At 70.0% G+C, this 15,015-nt stretch carries 18 protein-coding genes and 1 pseudogene; 10 read left to right on the top strand and 9 right to left on the bottom strand.

The window, feature by feature from the left end; all coding sequences use genetic code 11:
- Nucleotides 1-44: 44 nt before the first annotated feature.
- Nucleotides 45-533, top strand: coding sequence for a TIGR03618 family F420-dependent PPOX class oxidoreductase (locus tag HUT06_RS00455; RefSeq protein ID WP_176193858.1), 489 nt, complete (start codon nucleotides 45-47; stop codon nucleotides 531-533).
- Between the two features lie 23 nt (nucleotides 534-556).
- On the opposite strand, the gene HUT06_RS00450 is transcribed toward HUT06_RS00455, so the two are convergent.
- Complete coding sequence (locus HUT06_RS00450) at nucleotides 557-1,144, bottom strand: hypothetical protein (RefSeq protein ID WP_176193857.1); 588 nt, start codon at nucleotides 1,142-1,144, stop codon at nucleotides 557-559.
- A 202-nt stretch (nucleotides 1,145-1,346) separates the two neighbouring features.
- On the opposite strand from HUT06_RS00450, the gene HUT06_RS00445 reads away from it, so the two are divergent.
- Nucleotides 1,347-2,807, top strand: a complete 1,461-nt coding sequence (locus tag HUT06_RS00445) for an FG-GAP-like repeat-containing protein (protein WP_176193856.1) — start codon at nucleotides 1,347-1,349, stop codon at nucleotides 2,805-2,807.
- Nucleotides 2,808-2,859: 52 nt separating this feature from the next.
- Here the strand turns inward: HUT06_RS00445 and HUT06_RS00440 are convergent, their stop codons facing one another.
- On the bottom strand, nucleotides 2,860-3,042 hold the full coding sequence (locus tag HUT06_RS00440; protein WP_176193855.1) for a hypothetical protein: 183 nt from the start codon (nucleotides 3,040-3,042) through the stop codon (nucleotides 2,860-2,862).
- A 410-nt stretch (nucleotides 3,043-3,452) separates the two neighbouring features.
- Here HUT06_RS00440 and HUT06_RS00435 point away from each other — a divergent pair, with 410 nt between their 5' ends.
- From HUT06_RS00435 to HUT06_RS00425, 3 genes are all read left to right on the top strand, one after another.
- Complete coding sequence (locus tag HUT06_RS00435; RefSeq protein ID WP_176193854.1) at nucleotides 3,453-4,451, top strand: isopenicillin N synthase family oxygenase; 999 nt, start codon at nucleotides 3,453-3,455, stop codon at nucleotides 4,449-4,451.
- A gap of 716 nt (nucleotides 4,452-5,167) precedes the next feature.
- Nucleotides 5,168-6,637, top strand: a complete 1,470-nt coding sequence (locus HUT06_RS00430) for a serine hydrolase (protein ID WP_254714895.1) — start codon at nucleotides 5,168-5,170, stop codon at nucleotides 6,635-6,637.
- Nucleotides 6,638-6,724: 87 nt separating this feature from the next.
- On the top strand, nucleotides 6,725-6,868 hold the full coding sequence (locus HUT06_RS00425) for a hypothetical protein (RefSeq protein ID WP_176193853.1): 144 nt from the start codon (nucleotides 6,725-6,727) through the stop codon (nucleotides 6,866-6,868).
- A 337-nt stretch (nucleotides 6,869-7,205) separates the two neighbouring features.
- On the opposite strand, the gene HUT06_RS45490 is transcribed toward HUT06_RS00425, so the two are convergent.
- The 3 genes and pseudogenes from HUT06_RS45490 to HUT06_RS00415 all read right to left on the bottom strand — a co-directional run bounded on the left by HUT06_RS45490 (nucleotide 7,206) and on the right by HUT06_RS00415 (nucleotide 8,684).
- Entirely contained in the window at nucleotides 7,206-7,433 is a 228-nt protein-coding gene (locus HUT06_RS45490) for a hypothetical protein (RefSeq protein ID WP_368407019.1), read from the bottom strand.
- Nucleotides 7,402-7,677 (bottom strand): annotated as a pseudogene (locus HUT06_RS45485) (hypothetical protein); the annotation flags it as partial. The gene HUT06_RS45490 and the pseudogene HUT06_RS45485, both read right to left, overlap by 32 nt.
- Nucleotides 7,678-7,685: 8 nt before the next feature.
- Entirely contained in the window at nucleotides 7,686-8,684 is a 999-nt protein-coding gene (locus HUT06_RS00415; protein ID WP_138641080.1) for a YafY family protein, read from the bottom strand.
- Nucleotides 8,685-8,775: 91 nt separating this feature from the next.
- On the opposite strand from HUT06_RS00415, the gene HUT06_RS00410 reads away from it, so the two are divergent.
- Nucleotides 8,776-9,312 (top strand): VOC family protein, encoded by a 537-nt coding sequence (locus tag HUT06_RS00410; protein ID WP_240808493.1) that lies wholly within the window; start codon nucleotides 8,776-8,778, stop codon nucleotides 9,310-9,312.
- Nucleotides 9,313-9,698: 386 nt separating this feature from the next.
- On the opposite strand, the gene HUT06_RS00405 is transcribed toward HUT06_RS00410, so the two are convergent.
- Nucleotides 9,699-10,331 carry a CGNR zinc finger domain-containing protein gene (locus HUT06_RS00405; protein ID WP_254715711.1) on the bottom strand — a complete coding sequence of 211 codons (633 nt, stop codon included), beginning with the start codon at nucleotides 10,329-10,331 and terminating at the stop codon, nucleotides 9,699-9,701.
- Between the two features lie 88 nt (nucleotides 10,332-10,419).
- Between HUT06_RS00405 and HUT06_RS00400 the strand changes: the two genes are divergently transcribed.
- Both HUT06_RS00400 and HUT06_RS00395 read left to right on the top strand, forming a co-directional pair.
- Nucleotides 10,420-10,755, top strand: coding sequence for a VOC family protein (locus HUT06_RS00400; protein ID WP_176193852.1), 336 nt, complete (start codon nucleotides 10,420-10,422; stop codon nucleotides 10,753-10,755).
- A gap of 52 nt (nucleotides 10,756-10,807) precedes the next feature.
- Nucleotides 10,808-11,224, top strand: a complete 417-nt coding sequence (locus HUT06_RS00395) for an SRPBCC family protein (protein ID WP_176193851.1) — start codon at nucleotides 10,808-10,810, stop codon at nucleotides 11,222-11,224.
- 178 nt (nucleotides 11,225-11,402) lie between these two features.
- Here HUT06_RS00395 and HUT06_RS00390 read toward each other — a convergent pair whose 3' ends face one another.
- Nucleotides 11,403-11,603 (bottom strand): hypothetical protein, encoded by a 201-nt coding sequence (locus tag HUT06_RS00390; protein ID WP_138641086.1) that lies wholly within the window; start codon nucleotides 11,601-11,603, stop codon nucleotides 11,403-11,405.
- Nucleotides 11,604-12,162: 559 nt separating this feature from the next.
- On the opposite strand from HUT06_RS00390, the gene HUT06_RS00385 reads away from it, so the two are divergent.
- On the top strand, nucleotides 12,163-12,660 hold the full coding sequence (locus HUT06_RS00385; protein ID WP_176193850.1) for a VOC family protein: 498 nt from the start codon (nucleotides 12,163-12,165) through the stop codon (nucleotides 12,658-12,660).
- Nucleotides 12,661-12,732: 72 nt separating this feature from the next.
- Here HUT06_RS00385 and HUT06_RS45480 read toward each other — a convergent pair whose 3' ends face one another.
- Together HUT06_RS45480 and HUT06_RS00380 are read right to left on the bottom strand one after the other, a co-directional pair.
- Nucleotides 12,733-13,050: an ATP-binding protein gene (locus HUT06_RS45480; protein ID WP_368407018.1), complete on the bottom strand. Its 318-nt coding sequence runs from the start codon at nucleotides 13,048-13,050 to the stop codon at nucleotides 12,733-12,735.
- A 576-nt stretch (nucleotides 13,051-13,626) separates the two neighbouring features.
- Nucleotides 13,627-14,391, bottom strand: coding sequence for a DUF3883 domain-containing protein (locus HUT06_RS00380; RefSeq protein WP_176193849.1), 765 nt, complete (start codon nucleotides 14,389-14,391; stop codon nucleotides 13,627-13,629).
- Nucleotides 14,392-14,505: 114 nt separating this feature from the next.
- On the opposite strand from HUT06_RS00380, the gene HUT06_RS00375 reads away from it, so the two are divergent.
- A complete protein-coding gene (locus tag HUT06_RS00375; RefSeq protein WP_176193848.1) occupies nucleotides 14,506-14,793 on the top strand; it encodes a hypothetical protein in 288 nt (95 codons plus the stop codon).
- Nucleotides 14,794-15,015: the final 222 nt, after the last annotated feature.

Here is a 15,015-nt window from a genome sequence, read left to right as displayed (position 1 = left end):
CTAATGTCTCTCCTGTTGGACCACACCAGGAGGGCTGATCGACCATGACCGACGACACCACCCCCGCGTACCGTCCCGGGCAGGGGCCCGGCCCCCGCGCCCTCACCGAGGAGGAGGCGGTCCGAGTTCTGGGCGGGCGGCAGTTCGGCTCGCTGGCGACGCTGAAGCGCAGCGGCCAACCGCACCTGGCCTCGATGGTCTACGCGTGGGACCCGGACGAGCGGATCATCCGGATCCCCTCGGTCGCCGACCGCATCAAGGTGCGCCACCTCCTCCGGGACCCGCGTGCGACGTTCCAGATCCAGGGCGAGACCGTCCTCTCCTATGCCGTCGCCGAGGGCGAGGCCGAGGTCTCGGAGGTCACCACGGAGCCGGGCGACGCCGTCGGCCGCGAACTGCTGCCGCTGTTCGGCCCCATCGCCCCGGCCGACGAGGCGGAGTTCTTCGAGCGGATGGTGCAGGACCGGCGCCTGGTCATCAGGCTCCGGGTGTCCCATCTCTATGGGATCGCCCTGGACGGCCCCCTGACGTAACACCGGCCGATAACACCGGCCGATCAGGACGCCGTCGCGACCGAGACGAGCACCAGTGCGAGCACCGCGACGCACAGAACCCCCGCGATCCCGAACGCGAGCCGGTAGGGATGCCGTTCGGCCCACGACACCAGGCCGGGATACGTCTCGGCGAACTCCTTGGCGCTGACGGGCCCCTCGGGCCCGCTGCACGGCACACCGAGCGCGTCCACCAACCGGGCGAGATCCCGCTGCCCGTAGAGGCCGCCCTGCACCCTCACAAGCAGGTCACGCCGGACGTCCAGCACGAACAGGCTCTCACCGGCCCCTCCCCGGGGCGCGATGATGCTCGCGCGCACCACCTCCGCGACGAGCGAACGCGGCCACGCCTTCCGGGTGAACAGATCCTGGACGACGAACTCGTGAGCGGTCAGGGTGATCCGCGCCCGGGCAAGAGCCCCGATCCCCAAGGGGACGAGCAGAGCGAACGGAACGCCCACGATCAGCGCGAACGCGTCCGGCGCGTCACCGATCAGGATCGCGGCGACGATGCTCACGGCGACCACCGCCAGGACGACCAGTACGATCATCCCGGTCCGGAAATCCGGCCGGACCACCAGTTCATCGCCCACGCCAAGAGCCTGCCCCATCCCCGCCGGTGGTCCGGCCGTCCGCAAGGCGGCCGGAGCCGACCAGAACCATTTCCCCCGCGGCGGCGTCAAAAGATCTTGGTCGGCGGCCCGGGTTCCGTGGCCGCCGGACGTCCCCCAGGCGTGGCCTCCTTCCCCGTGACCGGGGAGAACGGCCGCTCCCCCCGAACGCTAGGAGACCTCCATGAAGTCGTCCGGTCGGCGCCTGCCGTTGGTGGCCTCGGCGGCCGCACTCGCGTTGGCGGCCGTGGCGGGAACGGCGGGGCCCGCGAACGCGGCCCCCACCCCCCGCCCGCCGCAGGGCAACGCGCTCGTCACCCCGGCCCCGTCGCTCATGGCGCCGAAGGTCGCCGCCTCGGCCGTCGCCGCGGCACCGGCCTCGGCGAGGCTGTCCCTGACGGGCCGCTACCAGAACACGAACTACAACTGCGTGCCCACCTCGGCGTCGATGAGCCTGTCGACGTTCGGGGTGTCCGTCAGCCAGGAGACCCTGGCGACCAAGATGGGCACGACCCCGTCCAACGGCACCACCGGCAACCAGGCGCTGCCCGTCATGAACGGGTACGTCGACCCGCTCGGCTACAGCTACGGCTTCGCCAGCGCCTCGACGGCGTCGACCATGATGGAGCAGGTCTCCTACAACGTCGGCGTGCTCAAGCGGGCCCCCGTCCTCGGCGTGTGGATGGAGAAGCTGCCGTGGAACTCCGGCATGAGCGGCTCCAAGGTCGGCCACGCGATCATCGCCTACGGCTACGACCGCGGCGCCGGCACGATCACCGTGTGGGACCCGTGGAGGTCGACGGGCGGTTCGCACACCATCTCCGCCGCGAAGCTCGCCGCGGACATGCAGCCCGGCGGCATGTTCAAGGTCACCGGCCACACCGACGCCGACCTGTCGAGCGTCGGGGACCTGAACGGTGACGGCAAGGCCGACCTGGTCGGCGTCGACCGCGCGACCGGGAAGCTCTGGCTCTACCCCGGCCCGGCGCTGGCCGCCTCGAACCGGCGCCTGATCGGCACCGGCGGCTGGAACGGCATGACCGAGCTCACCGGCATCGGTGACCTCACCGGCGACGGCAAGCCCGACCTCATCGCCACGAAGAAGGACGACGGCACGCTCTGGCTCTACCCCGGCGCCACGAACGAGCTCGGCAACCGCATCAAGATCGGCAACGGCGGTTGGAACGGCATGAAGGACCTCACCGGCATCGGTGACCTGACGGGCGACGGCAAGGCCGACCTCATCGCCGCCAAGAAGGACGACGGCACCCTCTGGCTCTACCCCGGAGGCAACAAGGCCCTCGGCAGCCGCATCAAGGTCGGAAACAGCGGCTGGAACGGCATGAACAAGCTGGTCGGCGTCAACGACATCACCGGCGACGGCAAGCCCGACCTGATCGGCGTCCGCATCTCCGAAGGCACGCTGTGGGTCTACCCCGGCGCGTCGAAGGCGCTCGGCACCCGCAAGAAGCTCGGCTCCGGCTGGGGCGGCATCCGCTCGCTCACCTACACGGGCGACGTCACCGGCGACGGCAAGGGCGACCTGATCGGCGTCCAGAGCAACACCGGCGTCATGTACGTCTACGCGGGCCGCGCGACCGGCTTCGCCGCCCGCCAGCAGCTGACCTCCGGCTGGAACGGCTGACCCCGAGGCCCCGCGCCGGACACCCGGCGCGGGGCCGCCCGGCGGCGCCCGATCACACCGGGGCGCCCGCGATGCAGTACTCGGCGATCTCGTCACTGGTGTGCCCCAGCCCGACACCGAGCGCCGGCGCGGTGGCCCACAACGAGATCGCCCGGGTCCGCTGCCCCTCCCGCCGGCTGGTGGCACGGTGCGGCAACTGCACCCGCACCAGCCGCCGCCCGCCCGAGCTGCGCATGGCCCCCCGCACACCTCTCTACACCAGGAGGGCCTGTGTCGGTGAGGGAACCACGAACTAAAGCCGTGATCAACTTCGGGGCGGCGGTCGCCCCAGGAGGTGGACCGCCGCGCCGGCGGCCGAGGCAGCGGATTCCGTCGAGGGCTTCGAGCGGGCTTTGAGGGTCATCGGCTGCCGTCCTCCGGTCACCGGGCTGGAAGTGACGAAAAGTCTCCGGAGCGACTTTAACGGAACACTGAGAGTCACGAGAACGGCGAAACCGCCGTGCCGGGAACCGCCGTGCCGGGAACCGCCGTGCCGGAACCAGCTGTGGTGAATTCACGCGGGCCCGGCTCCGGCGCTCCGGCCGTTTCTCCTGTTCAGCCCAAATGTCCGGTCATCTCAACGGATGCAGCGCGATGGAGGCAATCATGAATCCAGACACGGTCACCACAGTCGGCGGGTACGTGCCCGTCATCGACATCTCTTCCAGGCACAGCGGCCCTGGGCGCGTAGCACTGGCCGAGGCGATCGACAGGGCCTGCCGGACCTCGGGCTTCTTCGTCATCACCGGTCACGGCGTTCCCGCGGAGCTCATCGAACGGATGCGCACGGTGACCACCGCGTTCTTCAGGCTGCCCGGCGAGGAGAAGAGCGCCGTCCAGCGGCCGGGATTCTCCGGATTCCGCAGCTCAGGCGGTACCACCGCCCAGAGCCTCGACCGCAGGACTCCGCCCGATCTGTGCGAGTCGTTCGCCGCGCACGTCACGGGTGAGCTGAGCGACCGGGAACGGGAGATGCTCGGCGACTACTGGGCGACCTGGAAACTGGCCAACCTGTGGCCACAGGAACCGGCCGAGTTCCAGAGCACCTGGCAGGAGTACATGACCGCGCTCCATGCACTATCGGCCGACCTCATGCGCCTGTGCGCCCGCGCCCTCGGCCTCGACGAAGACCACTTCGACGACAAGTTCGACCGCCACGTCTCCTCCCTCGTCGCCAACTACTACTTCCCCCAACTCCAAGAGCCCCTGCCGGGCCAGCTCCGTCGAGGCGCGCACACCGACTTCGGCGGGCTGACCGTCTTGTACCAGCAGGACGACATCGGAGGACTCCAGGTCCTCCAGGGCGAGAACACCTGGCAGGACGTCCGCGCCGTCCCCGGGAGCTTCGTGATCAACATCGGCGACCTGCTGGCCCTGTGGACCGGCGGCCGATGGGTCTCCACCATGCACCGGGTGATCAACCCGGCGGAGACGGACACATCCTCACGCCTGTCCGTCCCGTTCTTCTTCCAGCCCAATCACGACGCCGTCGTCGAGCCCCTGCGGCCGATCACCTCCGAGGCGGACCGGGAACGGCCCGAAACCGTCATCGCCGGCGAATGGATGGCCATGAAAACACAGAAGCTGTTCGCCCCGGCCCAGTAGAACCGCCGGAACCCGGCCGGCGGCCCCGCGCCGCGTCGGCAACCCGCCGGAGCACCTACGGCCAGTAGGAGGGCCGCACGACGGGCTCGGGGCCGCCAGAGCAGCGCCCGTGCCCGGTCGTGCGGCGCGGCAGAGGAAACCTGGCGACACCGATCGAGGTTCCGTGGCTGCCGGGCGAGATCGGGGTTGTGCCAGATGACCAACGGCGGCGCCACCGCGCGGGTCCGCGGACTCCACCGGCGGGACGTGAAGTGCCGCCGAGCGTGGGAGGCCCCGCCCGCTGAGCTGGCTGCCGACCTGCCACGGCAGCCCACCTGGCTGTTCCTGCCGACTGTGGCGCACCGCAAGATCAGCCGGGTCGGCAGCCTCGGGTCCCGCGCCCGCAAAGCCCCCGACGCACCGCCGGTCAAGCCCGTACTAGTGCGCGCTACCTGGCTGGTCGACCTGATCGACAGCAGGGTCATATTCGATGTCACCGCCAGTGCCGCCGGCGGCTCTCTGGAGATGCCGCGTAGGACGGGGCGGGCACCCCCAGGAGGACCGCAGACGTCGCCGACGGGACCCCACACGTCAACTCCGCGACGACTCCCGCACCAGGTGCTCCAGGCCCTCGTGCGGACCTCTGCCAAAGGTCGGGGGTGATCGTGGACGATCGGCAGATCCCCTGAGAGGGCGTCGGTTCCTAGGTTCTCTTCCATCCATGTGAAGGAGAGGGATTGAGAACCAGGCTTTCGGCGGCGATCATCGCGATCGGGTTCGCCGTGACGACGACCCCGGTGCTTGCGGCCCATGCCGCGCCCGCACCCCCGGCCGAGACCAGCGTCACGCCGGAGGCGATCGACGCGTACGCCCGCCAGGCGATGAAGGCCTCCGGCGTGCCGGGGATGTCGCTGGTGGTGACCCACGGCCGCCGCGTCGTCCACGCCGCGGGATACGGCCACGACTCCGCCGGCCGCCCGGTCACCGCCCGCACACCGATGCGGGTGGCCTCGCTCAGCAAGTCGGTCACCGCCGCCGCGGTGATGACCCTCGTCGACGAGGGGCGGATCGCCCTGGACCGGCCGGTCGCCGCGCAGATGCCGGAGTTCCAGGCGGACGATCCACGGGCCGCGCGCATCACCGTGCGGCAATTGCTCAACCAGACCTCCGGCCTGTCCGACCGCACCATCGACATTGGCGCGCTGGAGGACGCCGGCTCGCTTCGCGAGTACGTGGCACGGCTGCGCACCGCGCGGCTGACCACCGACCCGGGCACCCGCTGGGCGTATTGCAACGTCAACTACAACCTGGCCGCCCGCCTTGTCGAGGTCGTCACCGGCCGGCCGTTCGGCGACTACCTGCGGCACCGCGTGTTCGCCCCACTCGGCATGGACGGCAGCGCCGTCAGCGACCGGGACGTCCGCCCTGCCGACGGCCACCACTCCGTGTTCGGCCTGTGGGTCGCGCGCTCCGAACCGCCCGGCTTTCTCGACGGCAGCGGCTCGGGCGGTGTGATCACCAATGCCCACGACATGGGGCGGTGGCTGATCGCCCAGGCCGGTCACGCGCCGCGCACGCTGAGCCCCGCCGCGCTGCACACCATGCACACGCCCGGCCCGGCCACCGGCGACCGCCGGTACGGCATGGGCTGGGCCGAGGAGAAGGACGGCACCGGCCCGACACGGCTCGTGCACTCGGGGAACATCTTCACCTACAACGCCGCCGAGGCGATCGTGCCGTCCACCGGGTACGGCGTCGCCGTCATGGTCAACGGCGCCGGACTGACCGACGCGAGCTGGTCGACGCTGCAGGGCCTGCTGACGCTGACCGATGGGCGCACCCCACCCGCGCCCGGGGACGACTCGCAACTGGCCGAGCTCGCCCTCGGCCTGATCGTGCTCGTCTCCGTCGGACTGGGGGTACTGGCCGGGTTCCGCGCCCGCCGGTGGGCACGCAAGCGCGCGGCGGCGCCCCGGTGGAGGATCGTGCCGCGGCTGGTCCCAGCGCTGCTGCCCGTCGCGGTGTTCGCCGCCTACCCCGATCTGGCGTCGCTGATCACCGGCGGGCGTACGGTCACCTGGGCGCAGCTCACCTACTTCGCGGCACCGCTGACGATCGCCCTGGCCGCCGCGGCGCTGGCCGGGCTGGTCACGGTGACGCTCCGGCTGTGGGCACTGGTCAGGTTCGTCAGGTCGAACGCGCGGTGACGTACCGGCCGGTCTCAAGGGGCGGGGAACAGTGTGCTCCCGGCCCCCTTGGGTTTCCTCTCTAGGCGCGGTGCTACGGGTGTGGTCATGGATGCGGGCGAGGTGATCGAGCAGGGCCGGCGGGCTGTGAACCTCGAAGGGGTAGTCGAGGAACAGGAGGCGGAGCGCGAGCCATCGTTCCCCGCCCGCGGCGGCGAGAGCGGTGAGGACGTCGGGGCCGGCCGTTACTAATGATCTTGGTCGGCCCCCGTCCGAGGGCGAAGCAAACTTGCGGGAGCGGTCGTGCAGGCGGCGCCGCGGCAATGAGCGCGAGGAGCACCCCAATGGGGGCAAGGGGCGAAGCCCCGAACCGATGGCGAAGCCGAGGGGGAGCGAGCGCTAGCGAGCGCCGGGGGCGTGGGGGCGGAGCCCCCACATCGGGGGTCCGGGGGTCGTCCCCCGGGTAAAACAACGAAGGAGTGGCGGCCTGCGCTCTCCGCAGACACACCACTCCCAACTCGTTCGTGGGGAACCGACGAAACCCGCTAACCAGCATCAGCGCAGGGTCTCGTCCACCCCGAATTCCACGCTAGGGAAGATCATCTTCCACGGTGCCTCCACCCGCGCCGGACGCCAACGCCTCTAGGGTCTGGGCGGTCATGTCGAAGTCCAGGAAGCCGCCGTCGGTTTCGCGGAGGCGCCGCCAAGCGCGGTAGCCGGTGAGGATGGCCTTCTCCCAGTCGGCGGCGCGGCGAGTGGAAACCTCGAAGCTGGGCGGTGATGGAGCGGATGGTCTCCAGCAGGGCGTTGTCGACATGGGCCTTGCCTTCGAGGTAGTTGTGCTCGCTCGCGTAGGCGAACACCAGCGCGGACATGGCCTCCTCGATGGCGATCGCCCTGCCGCCGTCCTCGGCGAGGTCGATGTCGGGCCGGGAGCGCCGCTTCAGCTTCATGAGGGAGCGGATGACCGGGGACCGGTCGAGCACGGCGGCATGTGCTAGGTGGAAGACGTCGTGCAATCGGTAGTGGTCGTCGATGGGAGGCGTCGGTAAGCGGATCACCGACCTGCTCACGGTGCCTCCTTGTTGGGCTCTCGGTCGGTGATGGTTTCATCTCTGGGCGCGGTGTTACGGGTGTGGTCGTGGATGCGGGCGAGGTGGTCGAGCAGGGCCGGCGGGCTGTGGACCTCGAAGGGGCAGTCGAGGGACAGGAGGCGGAGCGCGAGCCATTCGACGGTGTCGCGGGCGCTGCGCCATCGCGTCCGGTCGCCTTCGGGGGTGAGGGTTCCGTCGCCGAGGTGGTCCTGGAGCCGGGTCGTCGCTGTGGCGAGGGTGAGGTGGAGGGTGACGTCGGCGCGGTAGACCGGCGCCATGGCCAGGGCGGCTCGCGCGAGGTGGGTCTGCAGGTCCTCCTCGGGCAGGTGCCGGGAGGTGCGGGCGCCCGTGCCGCGCGGAGTCTGGATGCGATCGGCTCGGAAGGTGCGCCAGGCGTCGCGGTCGATGTCGAAGGCGAACAGGTACCAGTGGCGGTGAGCGCTGACCAGCCGCTGCGGTTCGACGTGCCGGGTGGTGATCGCGCCTTCCCGGTCCCGGTAGCGCATCCGCAGCCGTTCCCCGCCCGCGATGGCGGTGGCGAGAGCGGTGAGGACGTCGGGGTCGGCGGTGCGGCCGGGGGGCATCCAGCCCGAGATCGAGCCGCCCAGGGCGCGGACGCGGTGGCGCAGGCGGGTGGGCAGCGCATTGCTCAGCTTCGCCAGGGCCCGGATCCCCGCCTCCTCCAGTTCGGGCAGACCTTGCGCCGCGACGGTGCGCAGCCCCAGCGCGACGGCGACCGCCTCGTCGTCCTCCAGCAGCAGTGGCGGCAGTGCCGAGCCCGCGACGAGCCGGTAGCCGCCGTGCGCGCCGAGGTCGGCCTCGATCGGATAGCCCATCTCGCGGAGCCGCTCGACGTCCCGCCGGACCGTGCGATGGGTGATGCCGAGCCGCTCGGCCAGTTCGCTCCCGGGCCAGGTGCGCGGCGTCTGCAGAAGCGAGAGCAGCGACAGCAGCCGCGAAGTGGGTCCGGACATGGTGCACAGGATGCCCGGCATCTAGGACCGGAACAAGCCTAGATCCCGCCTACGTTCGTCTTCGACAGCCGAGCGACAAGAAGACAGGATCATGATGTCCGAGCAGATCAGCGCCGCCCCCGAGGGCTACACCAGCGTCGCGCCGTGGGTCGTCACCGACGACACCGGAGCCTTCCTCGACTACGTCTCCCAGGCATTCGACGGCACCGAACTCGGCCGGGTGGCCACCGAGGACGGGCTGATCGGCCACGGCGAGATCCGCGTGGGCGACACCGTCGTCCTCGCCTTCGACCGACGTCCCGACTGGCCCGCCATGCCGAGCCTCCTGCGCGTGTTCGTACCCGACGCCGACGCGGCGTTCGCCCGCGCCGTCGAGGCGGGCGGCACCGTCGTCACCCCCATCGCCTCCGACGCCTTCGGGCAGCGGGGCGGCCGGATCAAGGACCCCTTCGGCAACATCTGGTGGGTGGTCGCCCACGTCGAGGACGTTCCCGAACAAGAGATGTGGAAGCGCCTGCAGGAACCCGTCTACGCGGCGGGCATGCGCGTCGCCCAGGAGACATTGGACGCCGAACTCAGCGGCCGCGTCCGAGGCCGCAGCAGCGCACCGGTCCGGCTGCCGCACTGACGGGGACAATGGGGCCGCTCGCCCCCTCGCGGGCCGGCGGCCACGCAGCCCGCTGCGCTCACGCGCCCCGAGCTCTCAACGTGACCGGCTGTTCGGGAGCAGCTTCAGACCTGCTTCCGAGCGGGGTGCCGTCGGGTGTGGGCGCGGGATACCCGACGAGTTGCTGTCACACACCTCACCCGGCCAAAGCGGCAAAGCCAACTTCTTCGGCGTCATGATGTGGACGTCGGGGCGGATCCGGCCGCTCTCGACGGCTGCAGATGGTGACCTCTTCGCCCCGGCCGCGCGAGAGCCGACAGACGCACGATCGCGCAGTTTCGTGGTCGGCGTGGCCACTGATCAGATGTTCGGTGAGCCGATGCTCCGCCCGGCACGACGGCGCGGCGTCATCGGTTCGCCGGCTGGCCCCCGGTCGAGGGCGCGGCGGATTTACGGTGGTGGGAGGCGCGGGCTTTGGCGCGGTTGCCGCAGATGTCCATGGAGCACCAGGTCCGGCGCCGGTTGCGGGAGTGGTCGTAGTAGGCCCATCGGCAGCTCGGTTCCCGGCAGGCCTTGAGCCGCGTCCACGTGCCGTCCGCCACGGCCTCGGCCACGACCGCGAGCAGCCGGGCCAGCGCCGCCTCCACCGGCGCCCGGGTGCGGGCGACCAGCCGGGGCGGGGAGACGGTCACGTCGAGCATCAGCGGGAAGTCGCGGGTGAGGTCGGCGAGCTCGGCGCGAGCGGCGGGGTTCAGGCCGTCCGGGCGCGGGCTGGAGACCGGCGGGGCGTTGTTCTCGGCGATCAGCGCGCGCAGCCCCTCGCGGATCCGTTCGCCGCGGTCGCGCTGCTCGGCGTTCACCACCGTGCCTGCCGGCATGAGGCCGCGGGCGTGCAACCACGTCGCCAACTGGTCCGGGGTCGCGATCTCGTCACTGTCCCGGCGGCGGGTGTTGACGAACTCCTCGATCACACGCAGCGGCATCGGTGCCGTCCCGGTCGTGAGGTTGTCCGGCACGGGCTCGGCGGCATGCTCGTTCATCACGACTCGCACCCTACCCGGCTATCAGAGATGGTAGGTTACCTAACCGACGTAACCGATACGTCAGTTAGATCAGAAGGGATCGCTGGTGAGCATCAGCATCGGCAACATCTGCATCGACACCAACGACCTGGCCGGTAGCACCGCCTTCTGGCAGGCGGTCACCGGCTACCAGGTCGCGTCCTCGGACGAGGGCACCACCTACCTGGAGGACGCGAACAAGAGCGGCGTCGGCCTGTCCCTGCAGGCCGTCCCCGAACGCCGGGACGGCAAGAACCGGCTGCACCTGGACCTGTTCACCGACGACCTGGCAGGCGAGGTCGACCGCATCCGGGCCGTTGGCGCGAGCGAAGTGCGGCGCTTCGACGGCTGGGTCGTGCTGGCCGACCTCGAAGGCAACCAATTCTGCGGCGTCGCCGCGTAGACGCGCTCACCACCGCGCGAGACCGGTTCCCACCACTACGGAAGAGACAGACATGGCCTCCGTGCAGAAAGAGATCATCATCGATGCCGACCCCGCAGCCGTGTGGGCGGTCATCAGCGACTTCACCGACGGGCCCGTCCGGATGGCCCCGGGTTTCGTCACCGACAGCCGGCTCGACGAACCGGACGTCAGGGTCGTCACGTTCGCCGACGGAACAGTGCTGCGGGAGCGGCTCATCGCGCTCGACGATGAACTGCGCCGGCTCGTCTTCTCGGTCATCGGCGGCACCATGCAGCCGGCGCACGACAACGCGTCGATGCAAGTCGTCCCGCACGGGGACGGCCGCAGCCGGTTCGTCTGGATCCACGACGTGCGACCGGACGAGCTCACCATCCCGATGGCGGCCGGAATGGACCACGGCCTGAACATCTTCAAGCAGGCGCTGGAGTCCACCAAACACCCCGGCTAGGTCAGTCGCGCGACTCCAAGAACCCCGACGGCCCCGCCCTGGTGCTCATACCACCCACCAGAACAGCAACCTGCTCCGCCAGGTCAAGACCGGCCGACACGACCTGTAACCCAGGCCGCGCACCAGACGGGCCTCGACCGATCCGAACTCGGTCGAGGCCCGCCCGCGTCCATCATCATCACCCGCCGACCAGGTTGCCGTGCCAGTCGACGCCCGCGCAGCAGCGGTCCGCTGCTGATGCCGTGGCCGGCGGGGATGAGCGCCCACCGAGCGGGGCCGCCGCAGCCAGCCCGCGGCAGACCAGTCTCGCCTGGCCGAGCAAGAACACGGCCACGGTGATCGAGACGTTCACCCGGACCCGCGCGTCGTGTTCGCTCATCGTCGCCGGGCACCGGTCGATCACCGGCTGCGGAACGGCTGACGCCCCATCCCCGGCACACCCCCTGCGAATACTCGCCCGGGAGCTGCGAGCCAGCCGAGCTGCGGCGCCTTTACGCTGCGGCGGACGTGACGATTGTCAGCCGCGCCGCCGGGGCCACCAGGGATCCGGGCTGCTCATGGACGCCATCCGGCACGGCGACGCCGGACGGCTGGCCTGCACACCCCCGAGCAGGCCCTGGCCCGCTTCACCGCCCCGCACGCTCGGCTTCCGCACTGACCGGATGACCTCCTCATGACCGGCACACCGGCCGGCCGTACCAGGAACGAGCGCTACGGAGTTGTGTGCGACTCGTCGGCGATCCACTCCACCATGCCCCCGTGGGAAGGGCGGCGGATGGTGGTCGCCTGCTCCACGGCTTTCCGGCCCCGCGGCGGGGCGCGGCCAGGTGGGACGGCCTGCGGCACGGAACGGAGTGGTATCTAGGACCGGAACTGCCCTAGACGGGGGTTAGCGTCACCACCGCATGAGGGCACTCAACATCCCAGGAGGCAGTCAGATGTCCGTCAAGCCGGTTCCCCAGGGCTACCACACCGTGACGCCGTGGATCATCTCGCGCGACACGGTGCAGCTCATCGACTACATGAAGAGGGCCTTCGGCGCGGAGGAGCTCGCGTGCCTTGCGGGCAAGGACGGGGCCATCGAGCATGCGGAGGTACGGATCGGCGACTCAGTGGTGATGATGTTCGACGCGCGGCCGGAGTGGCCGCCGACCCCTGGCTTCCTCCGCCTTTACGTCGAGGATGCCGACGCCGTGCACCATCAGGCCGTTGCGGCCGGCGGCACCTCGGTCACCGAGGTCACCCACCTGTTCTTCGGAGACCGGGTCGGGCGGGTACGCGATCCGCTGGGCAACCTGTACTGGATCCAGACCCGTGTGGAGGACCTGAGCCCGCAGGAAATGGAACGCCGCCTCGCCGGCCCAGCATTCACCAAGGCCATGGAGTACGTCCAAAGCGCCGACTTCTTCCCCGCCCGAGGATCCAACCTCGGCTGACGTCTAGGAGCGAGAAACGGCTGCGGAGTTGCGACCGTCCTCGACGACGGCACCGGCGGCATCCGCCGATCGTCATCGGCGGGTTCCCTCGGTGCCGTCGGGGTCATGGCTGTCGGCGAGGCTGGGGTGGTGCGGGTGCAGTGGGACTTGGGCGGCGACTTCTAACCCGCCTGCGAGCAGCGGGCCGGCATGCAGCCGTCCGCCGAGTGAGGTCGCCCGTTCGCGCATACCGATCAGCCCGTACCCGGAACCGGGCGTTGCTCCAGCGGGTGGAGTTCCTCCGGGGTCGGTGATGGTGATGTCGAGCCGGTCGGTGGTGTAGCGGAGCCGCACGTGGGCTTGCGCAGCTGGGGAGTGCTTGGTGACGTTGGTCAGGGCTTCCTGGATGATGCGGTAGGCGGCCAGGTCGGTGCCCGGCGGCAGCGGCTGCGGCGCTCATGTCTCGTGGCCCGAAGCCACGACCTAGTCTGCACGGCCCCGCGGCGCTTCCACACGTGTAGACGGCGGTGCGAATGCGCTGCGATCCGCGCTGCGGTCGCCGGGAAACGCTCCGCTTTGAACGACGAGCGCTCGTTTCGAAGACTCCCAACCCTCGAGATCATTTACCGGGTGGGCCCCGTAGTCCCTGCATACCGGGCACGGCCTCGCCCGCCCGTATCTCCTGGTCAGCTACTTAGTAGGGGTACATTCAGGAGGTATCCGAGCGGCTCCCGTGACGGGCTGAATCCGGGCGTTCCGCGGTGGGGGAACCGGCCGCATCCGGCCAAATCCCGGAGGCGGCGGATCTCCTCGGTGTCGACCGTGCTAGCCGTCCCAGCAGATCGCCCCGCGCCTCATCCCCTGGAGGGGCCATCGTTGTCTGGGGTGGTTGATTGAACTATTAGGTCAGTGGCCTGGAACGCCGGCCCATGGCTGGGGCTGGAGCGCTGTTCACGCGTCAAGTGTCACCGCGGGCCTCCCGCATTGTCAGTCGTTCTGCTGCGGTCCTTCGGGGAGCTGGCACTCGAAGGTCATGGGCGTCAGTTCGTCGTCGGAGGGCCGCCATCCAGCCCAGCGACGGAGCCGACCGCCGTCGGTAACGATGCGGCCATAGGCGTCGCGGTAGTAGGTGATCTCGTCAACGACTACCAGGTCGGCTACCTCCGTGCGGGCGTTCCTGACTTCGTTGCGGGTGACGGTGATCTTGTCGATGCGGCTTCGTGAGCCCTTGACCTCGACGGTGTGGCTGCCGTGGTCGTTCTCGACGAGCAGGTCGAAGGGCTTGCCGTACTCGGTGACGGTCCACCCTCGTTTGCGGTACCAGGCTGACGCCACCTGAACAGCGCGCTGCTCGACGGCTAGCCGGAGCGCGGCGTCCTGCTCGCGTGCTGTCCCGCGCTGCGCGAGAGCCTCCGCGAGCTCGGATCGCACTGCCGTCGGCTCGGGACGGTCGATGACGAGAAACTCATCGAGCGCGGTGTGCAGCCTCGAGACCTTCAGGCCCATGCCGAAGTAGCCGATCGGCGAGCGGGAAGCCAAGGGCCGGAAGAAGTTGGTGAAGTACGCGGCGCGCGAGGTTCGCGAGCTGCCTTCACGCACCAAGAGCTCGCTGATCACCTGCACAAACGCGAAGGTCTTGCCCATACCGACCGAACTTGCAATAAGGGTCTTCCCTTGAAACGACCGTTCGATCAACACATGGCGGTGATCTTCGAGGGTTCGGTCTCGCCACGCGCGCTTCGGTTTAGGCACGGGCACACGGTAGATCTCGGGTCCGACAGTCTGCGGTGTTCACATGTTGACCGGCTGGGAGGGCGAAGCGAGGCCGACCGGCGGTGCGGCCGGTCATCCGGCACATGGTCCCGAATGGGCGTCACGGAGCTGGCCGCCCGGCCGGCTGGAGGTGGCACCCGCGACGGTGAGCCTGATGCCAGTCGGCAGGGCGTGCTGGAACGGGCCGAGGACGTGGCCGATCGGTGGCAGACGATCGTGAGCATCACGGCGGAGCACCGCGCGGCGGTCGACAGGTGGCTCGCCAAGGGAGCCGAAGCGTGGCGCCAGGCGCTGGAGCCGCTGTCACCGGCAGAGCGGCGGACCTTCATCGACACGTTCCGCGCCTACGAGCAGGGCCTCGCCGAGGAGAACGGGGGCTGAGGTTAGCTCGTCGAGCGTGCGACGACGCGGAGGGTGATCCGCCCTCCGGGGCGACCACGTGCCGCTCAAGGAACAGGGGACCGGCGGTGAATGTCGGGTCCCTGCAGGTGGACTGGCGATCTAGCAGTCCTTGGAGACGGTGCCCGGGAAGCCGCTGCCGATGCAGAGGGCTGCGCCGACGCCGAGTTTGATGAGGCCGACGCAGAAGACGACCTCGGTGAG

It is taken from the genome of Actinomadura sp. NAK00032 (assembly GCF_013364275.1).
GTDB lineage: Bacteria > Actinomycetota > Actinomycetes > Streptosporangiales > Streptosporangiaceae > Spirillospora.
The sequence above is the reverse complement of the archived record's forward strand: the minus strand, read 5'-3'. Positions and strand labels throughout refer to the sequence as shown.

Excerpts from the sequence above, each read along its gene's own strand:
- HUT06_RS00425 (WP_176193853.1), top strand. The coding sequence starts at position 6,725 with ATGGATGCGGGCGAGGTGATCGAGCAGGGCCGGCGGGCTGTGAACCTC.
- HUT06_RS00405 (WP_254715711.1), bottom strand. The coding sequence starts at position 10,331 with ATGAACGAGCATGCCGCCGAGCCCGTGCCGGACAACCTCACGACCGGG.
- HUT06_RS00445 (WP_176193856.1), top strand. The coding sequence starts at position 1,347 with ATGAAGTCGTCCGGTCGGCGCCTGCCGTTGGTGGCCTCGGCGGCCGCA.
- HUT06_RS00385 (WP_176193850.1), top strand. The coding sequence starts at position 12,163 with ATGTCCGTCAAGCCGGTTCCCCAGGGCTACCACACCGTGACGCCGTGG.
- HUT06_RS00415 (WP_138641080.1), bottom strand. The coding sequence starts at position 8,684 with ATGTCCGGACCCACTTCGCGGCTGCTGTCGCTGCTCTCGCTTCTGCAG.
- HUT06_RS00390 (WP_138641086.1), bottom strand. The coding sequence starts at position 11,603 with ATGAGCGAACACGACGCGCGGGTCCGGGTGAACGTCTCGATCACCGTG.
- HUT06_RS00455 (WP_176193858.1), top strand. The coding sequence starts at position 45 with ATGACCGACGACACCACCCCCGCGTACCGTCCCGGGCAGGGGCCCGGC.
- HUT06_RS00435 (WP_176193854.1), top strand. The coding sequence starts at position 3,453 with ATGAATCCAGACACGGTCACCACAGTCGGCGGGTACGTGCCCGTCATC.
- HUT06_RS00395 (WP_176193851.1), top strand. The coding sequence starts at position 10,808 with ATGGCCTCCGTGCAGAAAGAGATCATCATCGATGCCGACCCCGCAGCC.
- HUT06_RS00375 (WP_176193848.1), top strand. The coding sequence starts at position 14,506 with ATGGGCGTCACGGAGCTGGCCGCCCGGCCGGCTGGAGGTGGCACCCGC.
- HUT06_RS00410 (WP_240808493.1), top strand. The coding sequence starts at position 8,776 with ATGATGTCCGAGCAGATCAGCGCCGCCCCCGAGGGCTACACCAGCGTC.
- HUT06_RS45490 (WP_368407019.1), bottom strand. The coding sequence starts at position 7,433 with ATGTCGACAACGCCCTGCTGGAGACCATCCGCTCCATCACCGCCCAGC.
- HUT06_RS00440 (WP_176193855.1), bottom strand. The coding sequence starts at position 3,042 with ATGCGCAGCTCGGGCGGGCGGCGGCTGGTGCGGGTGCAGTTGCCGCAC.